A 17,516-nucleotide genomic window follows, 5' to 3' on the forward strand; every position below is an offset into this window, starting at 1 on the left:
CGACCTGCGGGTGAGCTTCCACCCCGACCAGTTTGTGGTGCTGAACTCGCCAGTCCCGACATTGTGCGGCGCAGTATCGAGGAGCTGATATACCAGGGCTCGATGCTGGACTTGATGGGCCTTGACGGCACGGCCAAGCTCCAGATTCACGTGGGCGGGCTGTACGGCGACCGGGAGCTGGCCATCAGCCGGTTTGCGGCGGTGCACGCCACGCTGCCCGCGGCCGTAAAGGCCCGCGTGGTGGTGGAGAACGATGACCGGCTGTTTCCCCTGCGCGACTGCCTGCACCTGCACCAGCTTACCGGTGTACCCATCCTGTTCGACAACTTCCACCACGAGTGCCTCAACCACGGTGAGCCCATGGCCGAGGCCCTGCGCCTGGCCGCCGCTACCTGGCACCCCACCCGCGACGGCGTGCCCATGATGGACTACAGCTCGCAGGCCCTGGGCGAGCGCAAAGGCAAGCATACCAACGACTTGGTGGACGAGCGGTTCCGCGAATTCCTTACCAACCTGCACGGTCTCGACATGGACCTGATGCTGGAAATAAAGAACAAGGAAGCCAGCGCCCTGCGCGCTGTGGCCATCCTGCGCGAGCTGGGCCTGAGCGCCCCGGCCCCCAACGCGCTCAGCCCGCCACTCACCCTGCCGCCCGACCCCAACGCGCCACCCAAAGCCAAACGCACCCCCAAAGCAACTGCCACTTAATACCGCCGCACCGGCGGCTTCATTTTTTCTCTTATCACTTCAGACCTCGCCCAATGCCCTCCGACCACCTTCTCGCCACCGTCAGCGCCCTCAAAAATGGCCTCACCAGCCTGCCCTTGGGCTCGGCCATGGACAACACCGAAACCTGGCAGCAGCAATTTCTGCAGAGCGGCGAACCCGGCCTGCAGGACATTGCCCGCGAAATCGGCAACCTGCAATCCTTGCTCACCAGCGGCGCCCTGAGTGCCACTGCCATCGGCAATTCGCTCACCATGCTGGGCAACCAGACCAGCCAAATTAGTGCCGGTGCAGCCGCCGACCTCAAAAAGCCCCTCCTTGACCTGGCCGACACCTTGCGCCGCCACGGCAGCGACCTGCTGGCCCACGCCGATAAAAAGGGCAACAAATAGCCTGAGTCATCCGCTCAGCGCCTTTCTCATCAGCACGTCATCGCTCAGCGGCGCTCGGTATGACGGTTTGTTTGCCTGATTTAAGATTACCATCATAAAAGAGGCCCGTTCAGTTATCTGAACGGGCCTCTTTTATGGTGTTTCAAAATGAAACAAGCTGTCTACGGCTGGGGCACGTTGCTGCTGTTGCTGTTGCTGTTGCTGTTGCTGTTGCTGCGGCGCGAGCGGCTGGGAACGGCTTCGGTCGAATTGCGCGCGGGGCTCCGCTTGATGAGGGGCCGCTCGCGAACATCAGGCACGGCCGTGGGAGACATTTCCGGCGTGGCGGCTGGAGTGTAGCCACGTTCGGGCAGCTGGCGGCTGGGCTGGGCGTCGCGGTTGGTGGGCGTGCGCTGCATGTCCGGTGGTCCCTGAATGGTGCTCTGGTTGAGTGCCGGATTGACGGGCGGGATGGTGGTCTGGCCTTGGCTGCCGCCGCGCACAGGCGCCGTGGGGTCGAAGGGAACGGTTTGGGCTTGGGCCGAAGCCGCGAGCAGGACCAATGCCAGTAAAAAGGACGTTTTCATAAGGGTAGGGGCTGGGTAAAAACAAAACGCCGGCTGCTCCCCAAGGAAACAGTCGGCGTGGAGAGCTTTACGTGCCTGAAAGGCAAAAGGTTATCAGTGACGTTAACAATATTGGGCGTTTAGGTCTTCTTTGTGATTCTGTTGCAGCCGCGCCCCAAAGCCACGCCGATGAACGTCTTCAAGGGCACCAGATAAGGGGGCTCAGTGTCGGGCGAAGTATACTCCAACCAGGACGTAGCCTTCAGCAACTGCAGCGACTACCCCATGGGGAGGTATCTGCTCCAGGACCCACTTGTTAAACCCGAATCCGTCAGCTACGACGTGTACTTCTACAGGCGCAGCAAGCAGCTCGCATGGCGGGCGAAATGCTTCGGCTTCGCTCGACATGACGTTCTTTGTGCCGTAAACTCCTTCCCATGCCGGCTACCAGTCCCCTCGAACTCCGAACCGTAGCCGTGACGCGCTACGTGACCCCGCTGCGCGAAGGAGGCTCCCTGCCCGCCCTGGTAGAAGCCGACGACAACTTCCTCTACGTCCTCAAATTCCGGGGTGCCGGGCAGGGCGTAAAAGCCCTCATTGCCGAGCTTATTGTGGGCGAAATAGCTCGTGTTTTGGGCCTGCGCGTGCCGGAATTAGTCTTTTGTGAGCTCGATGAAGCCTTTGGTCGCACCGAGCCCGATGAGGAAATCCAGGACCTGCTGCGCGCCAGTACCGGCCGCAACCTGGCCCTGCACTACCTCTCGGGCGCCGTCACCTTCGATGCGCTGGTCACCACCATCGCGCCGCGCCTGGCTTCGCAGATAGTCTGGCTCGATTGCCTGACCCTAAACGTGGACCGCACCGCCCGCAACACCAACCTGCTCATGTGGCACAAGGAGCTGTGGCTCATTGACCACGGCGCTGCCCTCTACGCCCACCACGCCGGCCCCGACTGGGCCCAGCCGCGCCCGCGCCCCTTCCCGCAGGTGAAAGACCACGTGCTGCTGCCCCAAGCCAGCGAACTGGCCGAAGTCGACGCCGAAAGCCGCGCCAAACTCCCGCCCGACATCCTCCGCGCCATCGTGGCCCTGGTACCCGACGAGTGGCTCACCAACGGCGACGCGCCCGCCGCCGCGCAGCGCGCCGACTACGTGCGCTTCCTCGAAACCCGCCTGACGGCCCTCACCTCCTTTGTTCAGGAAGCTCAAGATGCCCGCAATGCACTTATTTGAGTACGCCGTGCTTCGCGTGGTGCCCCGCGTGGAGCGCGAAGAATTTCTAAACGTGGGCGTGGTGCTCTACTGCCGCGCCCTAGGCTTCCTTCAAACCCGCTACAAGCTGCCCGAAGCCAAGCTACAGGCCGTGGCTCCCGGCCTGGACGTGGCCGAAGTGCTGGAGCGCCTGCAGGCCTTCGAGCGCATTTGCCAGGGCCGGGCGGCCGGCGGTACCATCGGCCAGTTCGGCATGGCCGAGCGGTTCCGGTGGCTCACGGCCACCCGCAGCACCATTGTGCAAACTTCGCCCGTGCACCCCGGCCTCTGCGCCGACGCGGCCGAAACCCTGGCGCGGCTCTATGCGCAGCTGGTGGAGTAGTTGGACTGCCGCAACGGCATGAGGCTAAAACCGAAAAACCCCGCCTGCTTGCGCAAACGGGGTTTAAAGTGGAGATGCAGGGATTCGAACCCTGGTCCAGACAAGGAAATCAACGTGCTTTCTACGTGCGTATCCAGACTTGAATTTTCATGGAATTTCAGGCGTCAGTCAGGCCCTTAAAATTCCCCTAGCTGCAGTGGAGTTTCGCCTCCGGGTCACAGCTCCCCGAAGACTATTTTCTACTTACGACGCTCCGAACTCCCAGGTGTAGAAACTTACCCAGGCGGAACGATGACATTACCTAATTCTAAACTAGGCAGCCATGGCGTACGAATAGTCGCCGGTTGTTGTTCGATAGATTTTTTTACAGGAGAGCTTCCATCAACTCCTGGCACGCTTACCCGCAATTTGCGCGAGCTGTCAATTCCGGTCATCCCCAAATGGTAAAGAACGAGTCCCGCAGCAGCCCCAACGGGCCACAAAGGTACGCGGTGAATGGGAAACGATAGGGAAGGAGGGAAGGTTTCCGGTGGGTTGGGTGTTTGTTAGGGACGACAAAGTGATGAAGGAGGAATAAAGAGAACGTCATGCTGAGCGCAGCCGAAGCATCTCTACCGCTTCGCTGCAGCAATTGAATTAGTTACGCGGTAGAGATGCTTCGGCAAGCTCAGCATGACGTTCGGGTAATGTTCTGATAAGCCAAACCTGCCTTTCATCCCCTTCCACAGCCGCCCATTTCTGGGTAACTTTGTAGACAGAACTTATGGATAATTTCGTCGTTTCGGCCCGCAAGTACCGTCCTTCCACGTTTCGTAGCGTGGTGGGGCAGCAGCACGTCACCACCACGCTGCAAAATGCCATTCAGAGCCAGCACCTGGCCCAGGCGTTCCTATTTTGCGGCCCCCGCGGGGTGGGCAAAACCACCTGCGCCCGCATCCTGGCCAAAACCATCAACTGCACCAACCTAAGCCCCGAAACCGAGGCCTGTGGCGCTTGCGCGTCCTGCGTGGCGTTTCAGGACAACGCCTCGTTCAACGTGCACGAGCTGGATGCGGCCTCCAATAACTCCGTGGAGGACATCCGCTCGCTGGTGGAGCAGGTGCGCTACGCCCCGCAGGCCGGCAAGTACAAAATCTACATCATCGACGAGGTGCACATGCTCTCGAACGCGGCCTTCAACGCCTTTCTCAAGACGCTGGAGGAGCCGCCGAGCTACGCCATTTTCATCCTCGCCACCACCGAGCGCCACAAGATTATTCCCACCATCCTGTCGCGCTGCCAGATTTTTGATTTCAGCCGCATCAAGGTGGAAGACATGCGCGGGCACCTGCGCTACGTGGCCACTCAGGAAGGCATTACGGCCGAAGACGACGCCCTGCACCTGCTGGCCCAGAAGGCCGACGGTGGACTGCGCGACGCCCTGTCGATGTTCGACCAGATGGTTACCTTCGGCGGCAACAACCTCACCTACAAAGAGGTGGTGCAAAACCTGCACATTCTCGATTACGACTACTACTTCCGTTTGGTCGACAGCCTGCTGACGGAAAACCTCTCGGCCGCGCTCCTGCTGCTTGATGAGGTGATGCAGAACGGCTTCGACCTGCACAACTTCGTGGTGGGCACCGCCGAGCACCTGCGCGGCCTGCTCGTGTGCAAAGACGCCGTGACCGTGCAGCTGCTGGAAGTATCCGATGGCATCAAGAAGCAGTACGTGGCGCAGGCCCAGGCCGCGCCATTGGCCTTCCTGCTCTCGGCCCTGAACCTCATCAGCCAGTGTGACCGCGAGTTCAAGCAAGCTAAAAACCAGCGCCTGCACGTCGAACTGGCCCTGATGAAGCTGGCTTATTTGAACGGGGCCGTGCAATTTGTGCGTGAGCTAAATCCTGCCACAAACGGCGAGGCTAAAAAAAAAACTAGTAGCCTAAATAATGGTGGAGAAGTAACGTCCAGCGCTTTAGATTCGAGTAGCAGCGGCCACGCCCAACATGCCCCGGTAGCCACCGCCGATGCTATAACCCCAGCGGCTTCCCACGCTGTTCCGGCTGCTTACGCTACCGAGTCGCCGGCTGCTCCTTACGTAGCAGCTGCCCGCCCCGTGGCTTCGGCCAGCCAGTTGCCCATGCCGACCGGCGCGCCCGTCGCTACCGGCCCGGCCCCGGCTGATGGTCCCGAGCCGCTTCCCGTCGAAAACGGCGTAGAGGAGCTGCACGACACGCCAAGTATCGAGGCCGACCCGGCGGCGGACATCACCGAGCGCCACCAGATGCGCGACACCCTGCCGCACGTCGAAATCGGCGTGCCCAGCTTCGAGGGCATTGAGCCCACGCCCCGGCCCACGCCCGCGGCGGCCTTTGCCAAAATGCCCGGCCTGAACAGCAAAATGCCCAGTCTGAAAGGCCTCAGCAGCAAGCAGGCGGCCGGCCCGGCCGCCGCGGCCGCAACCGAGCCGCAGTTCAACACCGGCCCCGTGGCGCCCATTGATGCGGCCCTGCTGCAGCGCGTGTGGCAAGAGCTGGCCGAGGAGCGCCGCGCCCAGAACCGCATGAGCGAATACTGGGTGCTGAACCGCGCCGTGACGGCCAACGCCGAGCACAACATTGAACTGGCCGTTGACAATCCCATTCAGGTGGACCAGTTCAACGAAATGCGGGTGGAATTCCTGGCCGAGCTGCGCCGCCGCACCGGCCACCCGCGCCTCACGGTGCAGCCCGTAGTGACGGTAGCCGCGCCCACCGCCAAAAAGCTCTACACCACCTCGGATAAGTTCGAGTACCTGGCCGAGCGGTTTCCCGCCCTGCGCGAAGCCAAGCAGCGCCTGGGTTTGGAGGCTGACTATTAGGCACAAGGTTTTGTAAAGTGCAAAGAGGTTTCGCAGGGCTGCTACAAGAGCAAGCTTTGCGAAACCTCTTTGCACTTTACAAAACCTTGTGCGGAAGAAATGCCGCAATCGTTTGGGGGAAGTGTAGGGCTGCACAGCTGCGCATGCCCGGCGTTGATAAAACCCTGCAAGGTAGTTGAAAAATTCGTTTTTAATTCCCCTATCAGCCAGCTACCTTTGTTTTTTGAATCATCCCGGCCATCCTTCCGCGCCCTTCGTGAAAAACAACTTTTTGCTGCTGTTTCCGGCCTTGGCGGTGTTAGGTTTTGCCACTCAGTGCCAATCCGGCAAGCCCGCTGCTACTGCCTCGGCCGCGGCCACTGCTCCCGCCACCACGCCTGCCGCGCCGAAGCAATACCGCTACGAAACCGTACCCGGCGACCCTTTGCAGGTTCGTATCTACAAGCTGGACAACGGGCTGACCGTTTACCTGTCGGATTATAAGGACGCCCCGCGCATCCAGACGTACGTAGCCGTGCGCGCCGGTTCCAAGAACGACCCCGCCACCGCCACGGGCCTGGCGCACTACCTGGAGCACATGGTGTTCAAGGGCACGTCGAAGCTGGGCACCCAGGACTGGGCCAAGGAAAAAGTAGAGCTCGACAAGATTGAGGCGCTGTACGAAGTGTACCGCGGCCAGCGCAACGACCCTGCCGCGCGCAAGCGCACCTACCATCAGATTGATTCCATCTCGGGCGTGGCCGCCACCTACGCCGTGCCGAACGAGTACGACAAGGTGATGGGCGCCATCGGGGCCAAGGGCTCCAACGCCCACACGTCGAGCGAGGAAACGGTGTACCAGGAAGACATTCCCAGCAACCAGCTGGAAAAGTGGACGGCCATTCAGGCTGAGCGCATGCAGGAGATGGTGCCGCGCCTGTTCCACACGGAGCTGGAAGCAGTGTACGAGGAGAAAAACCGGGGCCTGGACAGCGACTTCAACAAGGAGTTTGAGGCGCTGAATGCCGCGCTCTACCCCACGCACCCCTACGGCACGCAAACGACCATTGGCACGATAGACCACTTGCAAAATCCGTCCATCACGGAAATTAAGAAGTATTTCGGCCAGTACTACGTGCCTAGCAACGTGGCCCTCTGCCTGAGCGGCGACCTGGACTACGATGCTACCATTCAGCTCATTGACAGGTACTTTGGCGCGCTGCCCGCCAAGGCGGCTCCCGCGTTCATCGTGCCCGTAGAGAAGCCGCTGACGGCGCCGATAACCCGCGAAATCGTGGGTCCGCAGTCCGAAAATGTGATGCTGGGCTTCCGCTTGCCCGGTAAGTCGACCCGCGACGGCGTGCGCCTGCGGATGATGGACAAAATCCTGACCAACGGCCAGGCCGGCCTCATCGACCTCGACCTGAACCAGCAGCAGAAAGTGCTGCAGGCCGCCTCGTTCACGGACATGAACTCGGACTACTCCACGCACATCGTCTACGGCACGCCGCGGCAGGGCCAGAAGCTGGAGGAAGTGAAGAGCCTGCTGCTCGGTGAGCTGACCAAGATTAAAACCGGCAACTTCCCCGACTGGCTGATTCCGGCCATAATCAACAACGACAAACTGGAGCGCACCAAGGGCTACGAAAGCAACGAGGCCCGCGCCAGCGCCATGTACGAGGCCTTCATTCAGCGCGCCGACTGGAAGGACTACCTCCAGCAGGAGAAGGATTTTGCCTCCATCACGAAGGAGGAAATGGTGAAATTCGCCAACGACAACTACGGCGCAAACTACGTGAACGTGTTCAAGCGCACCGGTACCGACCCCAACAAGGTGAAGGTGGTGAAGCCCGCCATCACGCCGGTGCCTGCCAACCGCGACGTGGCTTCGAACTACTACAAGCAACTCACGGCCATGCCCAGCTCGGAGCTGCAGCCGGTGTTTCTTGACTACAAGAAGGACATTCAGGAGACGGAAATAAAGCCCGGCCTGCCACTGTACTACACCAAAAACAGCGAAAACGGCCTGTTCAACCTGTACTACATCCTGGACATCGGTACCAACAACGACCCCCGCTGGGGCCTGGCCACCGATTACCTGCAGTACCTCGGCGCCGGCCAGTATTCGGCAGCGCAGCTGCAGCAGGAGTTCTACAAGCTGGGCTGCTCCTTTAATGTGAGCAGTGGCGGCGACCGCACTTTCGTGACTCTGAACGGCCTCGACACCAACCTGGAGCCGGCCCTAAAGCTGTTCGAACAGCTGATAAACGCCCCCAAGCCGGACGCCGCCGCCTTGAAAAACATGGTGTCCGGCACGCTCAAGCAGCGCCAGGATGCCAAGCTGGAGAAGGGTGTAATTCTGAATCAGGCAATGGTGAACTACGTGAAGTATGGTTCGAAAAATCCCTTCACGAACATCATTTCCGAGAAAGAGCTAAAGGACATTAAGCCCGAGCAGCTCACGGCTCTGATTAAGAAGCTGCCTACTTATCAGCATCGGGTACTTTACTATGGGCCGCGGGAGACACCTACAGTTCATGCGCATTTCCCCACGGTTACTGGCATAATACAGGTAATCAGGGACCTGCACCGCACGCCCGCCAAGCTCACGCCCGCCCCCGACGCCAAAGATTTCGCCGAGCAGCCGCTGAAGGACAAAAAGGTGTATTGGGTGGACTACAACATGGTGCAGGCCGAAATCCTGTTCCTGACCAAGGGCGAATTGTACAGCAAGGAAATGGTGCCCACCGTAGCGCTCTACAACGAGTACTTCGGCGGCGGCATGGGCAGCATCGTATTCCAGGATTTGCGCGAGAGCAAGGCCCTGGCTTACTCGGCGTCTTCCCGCTATTCCAATGCCGACAAGGCGGGCCGCTCCAACTACAACATGAGCTACATCGGCACACAGAGCGACAAGCTGCCCGAGGCCATGGCCGGTATGGAGGCGCTGCTCACCGACATGCCCGTGGCTGAAGCCAACCTGGAAATAGCCAAGAATGCCATCCGCAACAGCATCAGCACCGAACGCATTACCAAAGGCAACGTACTGCTGAGCTACGAGCGCGCCCGTCGTCTCGGCCTCGACTACGACCTGCGCCGCGACGTGTACGCCAGCACCCAGAAAATGACTTTTGATGAATTGAAGAAGTTTCAAAACGCCAAGATTAAAGGCCAAAATCAGGTGATTCTGGTTATTGGCTCGAAAGACCGGCTGAATTTTAAGGAGCTGGCCAAGTACGGGACGGTGCAGCAGCTCACGCTGAAGGAGATTTTCGGGTATTAGCCACCCGATGATTGTCATGCTGAGCGCAGCGAAGCACCTTATCCCGCCTGCACTCAGTTAAATTCTTACCAACCACGCCTGACGCGATAAGGCCCTTCGCTGCGCTCAGGATGACAGATTTATACAACACACGACCCACATGGCAGAGCAGAAAATCACCATTAAAAATGGCAAGCTGAACGTACCGGACAAACCTACTATTCCCTTCATTGAGGGCGACGGCACGGGGCCGGACATCTGGGCTGCTTCCAAGCTGGTATTTGATGCGGCCGTTGAGAAAGCCTACGGGGGCAAAAAGCAGCTGATGTGGAAGGAAGTGCTGGCCGGCGAGAAAGCCTACAAAGCCACTAACAACTGGCTGCCCAACGAAACCCTCGACGCATTCCGTGAATACCTGGTGGGCATCAAAGGCCCCCTGACTACGCCCGTGGGCGGCGGCATCCGCTCCCTCAACGTGGCCCTGCGCCAGGAACTGGACCTGTACGCCTGCGTGCGCCCCGTGCGCTACTACGACGGCGTGCCCTCGCCGGTGCGCAAGCCCGAGCTGACCGACATGGTCATCTTCCGCGAAAACACCGAGGACATCTATGCCGGCATCGAGTACATGAACGGCACGCCGCAGGCCCAGAAAATGCTGGAATTTCTGCAGGATGAGATGGGCGTGAAGAAAATCCGCTTCCCCGATTCGTCCTCGTTTGGCATCAAGCCGGTGAGTAAGGAAGGCACCGAGCGCCTCGTGCGCGCCGCCATCAACTACGCGCTGCTGCACAAAAAGCCCTCGGTGACCATCGTGCACAAGGGCAACATCATGAAGTTCACCGAAGGCGCCTTCAAAACCTGGGGCTACGAGCTGGCCGAGAAAGAATTCGGTAGCAAGGTATTCACCTGGGCGCAGTACGATAAAATTGTGGCCAAGCAGGGCGTGGCCGTGGCCGACGCCCTGCAGAAGCAGGCCCAGGACCAGGGCAAGCTCATCATCAAGGACAGCATCGCCGATGCCTTCCTGCAGCAGATTCTGCTGCGCCCCGCTGAGTACTCGGTAGTGGCAACGCTGAACCTGAACGGCGACTACATCTCCGACGCGCTGGCGGCCATCGTGGGCGGCATCGGCATCGCGCCGGGCGCCAATATCAACTACGTGACCGGCCACGCCATCTTCGAAGCCACCCACGGCACCGCGCCCAAGTACGCCAACCAGGACAAGGTGAACCCCGGGTCGGTTATCCTCTCCGGCGTGATGATGCTGGAGCACCTGGGCTGGAAAGAAGCCGCCGCCCTCATCAACAAAGGCCTCGAAGCCGCCATCGCCAGCAAGCGCGTGACCTACGACTTCGAACGCCAGATGGAAGGCGCCACCCTGCTGAAATGCAGCGAATTCGGCCAGGAGATTGTGAACAATATGTAGTAGCTTGGCTGCGGCCTACGCAACAACAGAACCCCCCGCGTCGGCTTTGGCTGGCGCGGGGGGTTTGTTTACGGATACTTCCTATGCTTCACAGGAGTTAACTAATTTTATCATCCAATGAAACGATACTTGCTGCTTGCTTTGGTACTGTACGCTGGCAGCGTCCAGGCACAGGTTTCAGTGCTGGTGAACCCGGAGGGTACGCATTCCGTGATTCATCAAAATGGCAACTCGGGAGTGGTGGTGAATCCCAACGGCACGCACTCTATACTCACGCAAACTGGAAACACGGCTATCATCACAAATTCTAATGGTACGACAACCGTTATTCCCGATTTGAGCGCTAATCCAACGGTCATTGTCAATGCCGATGGTACGCATAGCGTTTTACATCGGAATGGTAATACCGCTGTATTAGTTGGCCCAGGTGGAAAACATAAGCTATTAGGACCTGCAATTTCCGATACCAGCACTACCTATGGTATTCGCCTGCTACGGCTATTGAATAAGCTGAAGTTTTGATTGTTGTCGCCTCCTTCCAATCCCGGATAAATTGTCCAAGCCTTGGCTGTCGCTCGTCTGCGACGCGTTGACTATCGGCTTCGAGCTGTTATCCCGAGCATTGAACAACATATTCTACCGGCTCAGAATCCAAGCCAAAGGCTCGAACCCAATAGGCAGCGCGTCAAAGACGCGCGCCAGCACGCAATGCCAGCGTATTGCTACTTACCACCCTTCTTCAAATCGCGGAATACGTTATTCAACCCCTCTGCCCAAGTGGGGTGGGCGAAAATCATCTCCTGCAATTGCTGGTACTTCAGCCGTCCGGCCATGGCCACTTCGATAACGGCCATGATTTCGCCAGCTTCGGGGCCGAGCAGGGTGGCGCCCAGCAGCCGGTCGTCTTTGCCGACCAGCACTTTCCAGAAACCCTGGGTGTAGCTGGTGTGCTGGGCCCGCCCAATGGTGCGCACGGGCATGGTAGCCACGCGGTAGGGGATTTTCTGGTCCTGGGCCTGGCCTTCGTTGAGGCCGATGCGGGCCATGGGCGGGTCGGTGAACACGCAGTAGGGGAGGGGGCGCTCGCGGGCCGAGCGTTTGCGGCCGTGCAGCAGGGCGTCGCGCACCACGCGGTAATCGTCGTAGGCCAGGTGCGTGAACTGCGGGCCGGGGTGAATGTCGCCCAGCGCGTACACGCCCTTCACGTTCGTTTGCAGGTTGTTGTTGACCGGGATGTGGCCTTTCTCGTCGGTTTTGACGCCGGCGAAACCCAGGCCCAGCTTGTCGGAATTGGGGGTGCGGCCGGTGGCTACCAGCAGGTGGGAGCCGCGCAGGCGTCGCTCGCCGGTGCTGGTAGTGGCCGAGAGCGTGATGGTGCCGCTGGGGCTGCGGCTCGCGCTGTGGGCGCGGGCGTTCAGCACAAATTCCACGCCCTCGGCGCTCAGGGCCTCCTGCAGGCCGCGGCACACGTCGTCGTCCTCACGTTCCAGCAGCTGCGGACCCGATTCCACGATGGTGACGCGGCTGCCGAAGCGCCGGAACATCTGGCTGAACTCCAGTCCGATGTAGCCGCCACCTAATATAATGAGGTGTTCGGGCAGCTCCTTCAGGTCGAGCAGCTGCGTGGTGGTGAGGTAGCCGACATCGGCCAGACCGTCGACGTCGGGGATGGCGGCGCGGGTGCCGGTGTTGATGAAGATGAGCGGTGCCGTGAGGTCCTGGGTGCGGCCGGTGGCCAGAGCCACGTGCAGGGCGTACGGCCCCGTGAAGGCGGCGTGGCCTTCAAACAGGGTGATGTTGGGCTGCTTCTTGGTGAGGTTGGCCCGCACGCCTTCGCGCATGGCGGCAACCACCCGGTCTTTGCGGGCCACGGCGGCGGCTAGGTCTGCTTTCAGGTCGGCCGCGTTGGCGGTTTCGGGGGCGGCTACCTGGGCGGCGGTACGCAACTGGTTCAGGCGCTCGGCAGTGGCAATAAGTGTCTTGGTAGGCGAGCAACCGTAATTGATGCAGGAGCCGCCCAGGCGGTTTTCTTCAATGAGCGCCACCTTGCGGCCTGCGCCAGCCAGGGCAGTGGCCAACGGGTTGCCGGCCTGGCCAGAACCGATAATGATGGCGTCGAAAGTAGTTGCGGGCATAAGTAGTGAAGCAAGGTTGTTGCCGTACATACGGTCTCGCTTGGCAAGGCGCCGAATTGTGCCCTGGAATTTATCGTGTGCAGGGCTGCGTGTCAGGCTGAGCTTGCGAAGCATCCGTTCACCGATGAACAAAATCGTGCGAACGTGATAAGATGCCTCGCAGGCTTATCCTGACAACCACCGAAATGCGTATCACGCACAAACCAAGACGGCCTTCAAAACGACCATTTTCCAGGGCATTGCTCAGGCAATAACCCGAAAAGTGGGGCAAAAACACGAAATTGCCGTATCAGGCGTTGTTCTGCCTCTATTTACCCTGCGTTTTTTTATGAAGCACCTGCCGCTACTGGCTCTTTTTCTCGTTATTACGGGGCTTTCCAGCTGTTCGTCACTATACTTTCCACCGCCGCCCCACGTGCCGCTGCTCACCCAGCAGGGTGAGATTTACGGCAGCCTCAGCACTAACCTGCAAGGCAATACGGCCCTGCAGGGCGCCTACGGCCTGACTAACCACCTGGGCGCCGCGGCCACGTTTTCCTCCATGCACCGCAAAAAATCCCGCAAAACGGAGAACATCGATTTCGGCGAAGCCAGCCTCGGCTACTTCACCAAACTGTCAGACAACCGCGTGCTGGAAGTGTACGTGGGCGGCGGCGGCGGCCGCACCGAGCGGTTGGAGCGCAACAGCGAGCAGGTCGTCACCGATAAGTTCAACGGCAGCCTGTCCAAGGTATTTGCCCAAGTAAACTACGCCCGTAAAAAGAAGGACAACATTCGCCTCTTCAACCACGATTTCCCGCTCACCTACGGCGCGGCCCTGCGCATGAGCTACGTACAGCTCAACGACTTTCGCATCAACGGCCAGGTAGCTCCCGGCGAAAATAACCTCTTTTTCGAACCCATCACCTTCACCCGCACCCAGATTGCGGGCCCCGTGCAGCTGCAGTTTCTGAGCGGCCAGATGTTCGGCTTTCGCAACAACAAATACCTCAAGGCCGCCAACTCGGTGTTCCAAGTCGGCATCATCGTGAATATTGGCGACGGGTTTCTAACGCAGTAGCCGCGCTCTAAGTAGTGGCGCAAAGTAACCCAAGTGAAAAAGACGGTCATGCTGAGCTTGTCGAAGCATCTCTACCGCAATAGTAAAATGAATTACTTGCGCGGTAGAGATGCTTCGACAAGCTCAGCATGACCGTTCTGAGTTCAGTATACTCTTATCTGCACGAGTATTTAATATGAATAAAAAAAGGGCCTCTGCGCAAGCAGAGGCCCTTTTAGTGTCAAATGCGAAAGCAATAATTACTTCCCGCCCAGCACGCGCAGCATGGTGTCGCCAATCTCAGCGGGCGAATCCACGACGTGGATGCCGCACTCGCGCATGATGGCCATTTTAGCGGCAGCCGTGTCATCGGCGCCGCCTACGATGGCACCGGCGTGGCCCATGCGGCGGCCGGGAGGGGCCGTCTGGCCGGCGATGAAGCCCACCACGGGCTTTTTGTTGCCGGTTTCCTTAATCCAACGCGCGGCTTCGGCTTCCATGCCGCCGCCGATTTCGCCTATCATCACGATGCCTTCGGTCTCGGGGTCGTTCATCAGCAGCTCTACCGCCTCCTTGGTGGTGGTGCCGATGATGGGGTCGCCGCCGATGCCGATGGCCGTGGTCTGGCCCAGGCCGGCTTTGGTGAGCTGGTCCACCGCTTCATAGGTCAGCGTGCCCGACTTGGATACGATGCCGATTTTGCCTTTGGTGAAGATGAAGCCGGGCATGATGCCCACTTTGCACTCGCCGGCGGTCATCACGCCGGGGCAGTTTGGCCCAATCATGGTCACGCCCTTGCGGTCCTTGAGGTAGTGCTTCACGGCAATCATGTCCTTGGTAGGAATGCCTTCGGTGATGGTGATAATCACCTTGATGCCCGCGTCGGCAGCTTCCATGATGGCGTCGGCGGCGAAAGCCGGCGGCACGAAAATGATGCTGGTGTCGGCACCGGCCTTCTCCACGGCTTCGGCCACGGTGTTGAACACGGGACGGCCGAGGTGCTCGGAGCCGCCTTTGCCGGGCGTCACGCCGCCTACCACGTTGGTGCCGTAGTCCATCATTTGCTGGGCATGGAACGAACCTTCGGAGCCCGTGAAGCCCTGCACGATAACCTTGGAGTTTTTATTAACCAGAACGCTCATTCGGAGGTGTTTTTGGGGGTATTGATGGAGTAGGAGAGGGTGGCCCGGCTGGGCAACAGTGGTGCAAAAGTAGGGCTTTTTAGGGCAAGGGCAAGGCCAGCGTTTGTCATCCTGAACGAAGCGAAGGACCTTATCGCGCCCGCGCCGGTTGAATTACCATAAATTCTTCTGCTGTGAGAAGGTCCTGCGCTCCGCGAACGCCAGATTGAGGATGACAGATAATTCCTCCCCGGCGCGCTACCCCTTACCTTTGCCTTCTATTTCAAAAGCAACCCCAAATACGTTTCAATGTATTTCAATCACGTTATCGAGGCCGTTGGTCACACGCCCCTCGTCAAGCTCAATAAGGTAACCGACGGCATCAAAGGCACCATTCTGGCCAAGGTAGAGTACTTCAACCCCGGCAACTCGGTGAAAGACCGGATGGCCGTTCGCATGCTTGAGGACGCCGAAAAGGCCGGCCTCATCCAGCCCGGCGGCACCATCATTGAGGGCACCAGCGGCAACACCGGCATGGGCCTGGCGCTGGCCGCCATTGCCAAAGGCTACAAAACGGTGTTTGTGATGAGCGACAAGCAGAGCAAGGAAAAGCAGGACATCCTGCGCGCCGTGGGCGCCGAAGTGGTGGTGTGCCCCGTGGACGTGGCCCCCGAGGACCCGCGCAGCTACTACTCCGTGGCGCGCCGCCTGAGTCAGGAAACGCCCAATTCCTACTACCCCAACCAGTACGATAACCTCTCGAACGCGGCTGCTCACTACGAGAGCACCGGCCCGGAAATCTGGAATGGCACCGAAGGTAAAATCACGCACTACGCCTGCGGCGTGGGCACTGGCGGTACCATCAGCGGCGCCAGCAAGTATCTGAAGGAGCAGAACCCGGCTATCGTCACGGTGGGCCTCGATACCTACGGCTCGGTATTCAAGAAATACAAGGAGACGGGCATTTTCGACGAGAACGAAATTTATCCCTACAAGACCGAAGGCATCGGCGAAGACATTCTGCCCAAGAACGTGGACTTCGACCAGATTGATCTGTTCATTAAAGTGACCGACCAGGACGCCGCCCTCATGACGCGCCGCCTGGCCCGGGAAGAAGGCCTGTTTGTGGGCTGGTCGTGCGGATCAGCTGTATTCGGCGCCCTCGAATACGCCCGCGAGCACCTCAAAGAAGACGACACCATGGTGATTGTGCTGCCCGACCACGGCACCCGCTACCTCGGCAAAATCTACAACGACGACTGGATGCGCGCCCAGGGCTGGTTGTAATAAACCGCCACGATTGCAGGAGTGCGTCCGGACTGGTATCTTCGTAAAAGCTAGAAATTAACCTCTATAGATGTCCGCGAATTTGAACCATATCGTACTCGTTGACGACAACGAAACCACCAGCTTTCTCAACAATCGGCTGTTGGGCCGCCTGGCCGTTGCCGACCAGGTAAGCACCTTTTCGCGCGCCGACGAGGCGTTTGAGAAGCTGTGGGGAGACACTGGCAGCCCCGCGCCCGACCTGGTTTTTGTGGACCTGAAGATGCCCGGTATCTCCGGCTTCGAGTTCTTGGAGCTCTACAATGCCCTGCCCCAGCCCGTGCAGGACAAGACGGTGATGGCCGTGCTCACCACCTCCATGCACGGCGCCGACACGGCCCGCGTGGCCCAATACCCCAACGTAGAATACCTCACCAAGCCGCTGACCGAAGAAAAGATGCGCAAGCTGCTCGAAAAGCGGTTTCAGTAGGCAGCCATACTTCCAGCTAAAAGGCCCCGACTCAATCCGAGTTGGGGCCTTTTATTTTGGTCTTAATCTTGTCAAACAGCCCTCTAACGCCTTCGCTTTTCTGCTTTACAAGGATGTAGCGCACCGAAAACGCCGTGGGGAAGCGGTTCCAGTCGGCGGACCTGAATTCTATGGTGGGCTTGAAATCGACGGCGAGCACGACGCGGGCAAAGGGGATTTTGTACTCGGCGCCCACTATCCCGTCGAAGCCCCAGAAGCTGCCATCGTCCTTGTGCGAGCCCACGTGTACCCCCGCGCCAACGTAGTAGTTGAGGCTGGGCCCCAGGATGCCAAAGTGCCGCTCGGCCAGCACCGTGGCGCTGCGCTCGCGCGGGGAAAGCACGGCCAAGCCTTCCAGCGTGGTTTTGGGCAGCACCAGCTGCTGGATGGTGAGGCCGTAAGCGCCACCGCCTGCGCGGATGCCGGCCGCCGTGCGGTACTTCTGAGCTCGCGCCGGTGCGGGGATGAAGCCTCCGGCCAGCAGCAATGCTACTGCCGCCCCCCGAAGCGTGCGGCTACTAAAGTGGCGTTGATGAAGCAGAGTTAACAAAAACATAATGTCGGGTAATACGGAGCACTGCCGCCCCTAAAATGGGTGCCGGTACCGGCACCGCCGGAAACCTGTTACGTAGAGCAACCGGTGGAAATTGCCTTTTAACCGCAG

General features: G+C 59.5%; 14 protein-coding genes, 1 other RNA gene and 1 pseudogene. 11 read left to right on the forward strand and 5 right to left on the reverse strand.

What is annotated here, in order from left to right; all coding sequences use genetic code 11:
• Nucleotides 1-63 precede the first annotated feature (63 nt).
• Nucleotides 64-708, forward strand: coding sequence for an apurinic/apyrimidinic endonuclease family protein (locus tag BEN47_RS10440; protein ID WP_070728226.1), 645 nt, complete (start codon nucleotides 64-66; stop codon nucleotides 706-708).
• Between the two features lie 53 nt (nucleotides 709-761).
• Nucleotides 762-1,118 carry a hypothetical protein gene (locus tag BEN47_RS10445; protein WP_070728229.1) on the forward strand — a complete coding sequence of 119 codons (357 nt, stop codon included), beginning with the start codon at nucleotides 762-764 and terminating at the stop codon, nucleotides 1,116-1,118.
• A 161-nt stretch (nucleotides 1,119-1,279) separates the two neighbouring features.
• Here the strand turns inward: BEN47_RS10445 and BEN47_RS20930 are convergent, their stop codons facing one another.
• The gene (locus BEN47_RS20930; RefSeq protein WP_070728231.1) at nucleotides 1,280-1,684 is read right to left on the reverse strand and encodes a hypothetical protein; all 405 of its coding nucleotides are present in this window, start codon (nucleotides 1,682-1,684) and stop codon (nucleotides 1,280-1,282) included.
• A 416-nt stretch (nucleotides 1,685-2,100) separates the two neighbouring features.
• Here BEN47_RS20930 and BEN47_RS10455 point away from each other — a divergent pair, with 416 nt between their 5' ends.
• Both BEN47_RS10455 and BEN47_RS10460 read left to right on the forward strand, forming a co-directional pair.
• A complete protein-coding gene (locus tag BEN47_RS10455) occupies nucleotides 2,101-2,895 on the forward strand; it encodes a HipA family kinase (protein WP_070728234.1) in 795 nt (264 codons plus the stop codon).
• Nucleotides 2,873-3,256 (forward strand): DUF3037 domain-containing protein, encoded by a 384-nt coding sequence (locus tag BEN47_RS10460; RefSeq protein WP_070728237.1) that lies wholly within the window; start codon nucleotides 2,873-2,875, stop codon nucleotides 3,254-3,256. Before BEN47_RS10455 ends, BEN47_RS10460 begins: the two co-directional genes overlap by 23 nt.
• Nucleotides 3,257-3,322: 66 nt before the next feature.
• Here BEN47_RS10460 and ssrA read toward each other — a convergent pair.
• Nucleotides 3,323-3,694: a transfer-messenger RNA gene (gene ssrA, locus BEN47_RS10465) on the reverse strand.
• A 325-nt stretch (nucleotides 3,695-4,019) separates the two neighbouring features.
• Between ssrA and BEN47_RS10470 the strand changes: the two genes are divergently transcribed.
• The 4 genes from BEN47_RS10470 (at nucleotide 4,020) to BEN47_RS20935 (ending at nucleotide 11,284) form a co-directional block, all read left to right on the forward strand.
• Nucleotides 4,020-6,095, forward strand: coding sequence for a DNA polymerase III subunit gamma/tau (locus BEN47_RS10470; RefSeq protein ID WP_070728240.1), 2,076 nt, complete (start codon nucleotides 4,020-4,022; stop codon nucleotides 6,093-6,095).
• A 223-nt stretch (nucleotides 6,096-6,318) separates the two neighbouring features.
• Nucleotides 6,319-9,357 carry a M16 family metallopeptidase gene (locus tag BEN47_RS10475; protein WP_239691562.1) on the forward strand — a complete coding sequence of 1,013 codons (3,039 nt, stop codon included), beginning with the start codon at nucleotides 6,319-6,321 and terminating at the stop codon, nucleotides 9,355-9,357.
• Nucleotides 9,358-9,496: 139 nt separating this feature from the next.
• The gene (icd, locus tag BEN47_RS10480; RefSeq protein WP_070728245.1) at nucleotides 9,497-10,762 is read left to right on the forward strand and encodes an NADP-dependent isocitrate dehydrogenase; all 1,266 of its coding nucleotides are present in this window, start codon (nucleotides 9,497-9,499) and stop codon (nucleotides 10,760-10,762) included.
• Between the two features lie 117 nt (nucleotides 10,763-10,879).
• A complete protein-coding gene (locus BEN47_RS20935) occupies nucleotides 10,880-11,284 on the forward strand; it encodes an ERICH6/C3orf20 family protein (protein ID WP_125921617.1) in 405 nt (134 codons plus the stop codon).
• Between the two features lie 200 nt (nucleotides 11,285-11,484).
• Here BEN47_RS20935 and BEN47_RS10485 read toward each other — a convergent pair whose 3' ends face one another.
• Nucleotides 11,485-12,897, reverse strand: coding sequence for a mercuric reductase (locus BEN47_RS10485; RefSeq protein ID WP_070728248.1), 1,413 nt, complete (start codon nucleotides 12,895-12,897; stop codon nucleotides 11,485-11,487).
• A gap of 415 nt (nucleotides 12,898-13,312) precedes the next feature.
• On the opposite strand from BEN47_RS10485, the gene BEN47_RS10490 reads away from it, so the two are divergent.
• Nucleotides 13,313-13,957, forward strand: coding sequence for a hypothetical protein (locus BEN47_RS10490; RefSeq protein WP_083322317.1), 645 nt, complete (start codon nucleotides 13,313-13,315; stop codon nucleotides 13,955-13,957).
• Nucleotides 13,958-14,196: 239 nt separating this feature from the next.
• Here the strand turns inward: BEN47_RS10490 and sucD are convergent, their stop codons facing one another.
• Nucleotides 14,197-15,078 carry a succinate--CoA ligase subunit alpha gene (gene sucD, locus BEN47_RS10495; RefSeq protein ID WP_035564051.1) on the reverse strand — a complete coding sequence of 294 codons (882 nt, stop codon included), beginning with the start codon at nucleotides 15,076-15,078 and terminating at the stop codon, nucleotides 14,197-14,199.
• Between the two features lie 288 nt (nucleotides 15,079-15,366).
• On the opposite strand from sucD, the pseudogene BEN47_RS10500 reads away from it, so the two are divergent.
• Together BEN47_RS10500 and BEN47_RS10505 are read left to right on the forward strand one after the other, a co-directional pair.
• A pseudogene (locus BEN47_RS10500) lies at nucleotides 15,367-16,341 on the forward strand (PLP-dependent cysteine synthase family protein); the annotation flags it as partial.
• A 73-nt stretch (nucleotides 16,342-16,414) separates the two neighbouring features.
• On the forward strand, nucleotides 16,415-16,813 hold the full coding sequence (locus BEN47_RS10505) for a response regulator (protein WP_070728258.1): 399 nt from the start codon (nucleotides 16,415-16,417) through the stop codon (nucleotides 16,811-16,813).
• Between the two features lie 31 nt (nucleotides 16,814-16,844).
• On the opposite strand, the gene BEN47_RS10510 is transcribed toward BEN47_RS10505, so the two are convergent.
• Nucleotides 16,845-17,408 (reverse strand): hypothetical protein, encoded by a 564-nt coding sequence (locus BEN47_RS10510; protein ID WP_193427139.1) that lies wholly within the window; start codon nucleotides 17,406-17,408, stop codon nucleotides 16,845-16,847.
• Nucleotides 17,409-17,516: the final 108 nt, after the last annotated feature.

Source organism: Hymenobacter lapidarius (genome assembly GCF_001816145.1).
Classification (GTDB): domain Bacteria; phylum Bacteroidota; class Bacteroidia; order Cytophagales; family Hymenobacteraceae; genus Hymenobacter; species Hymenobacter lapidarius.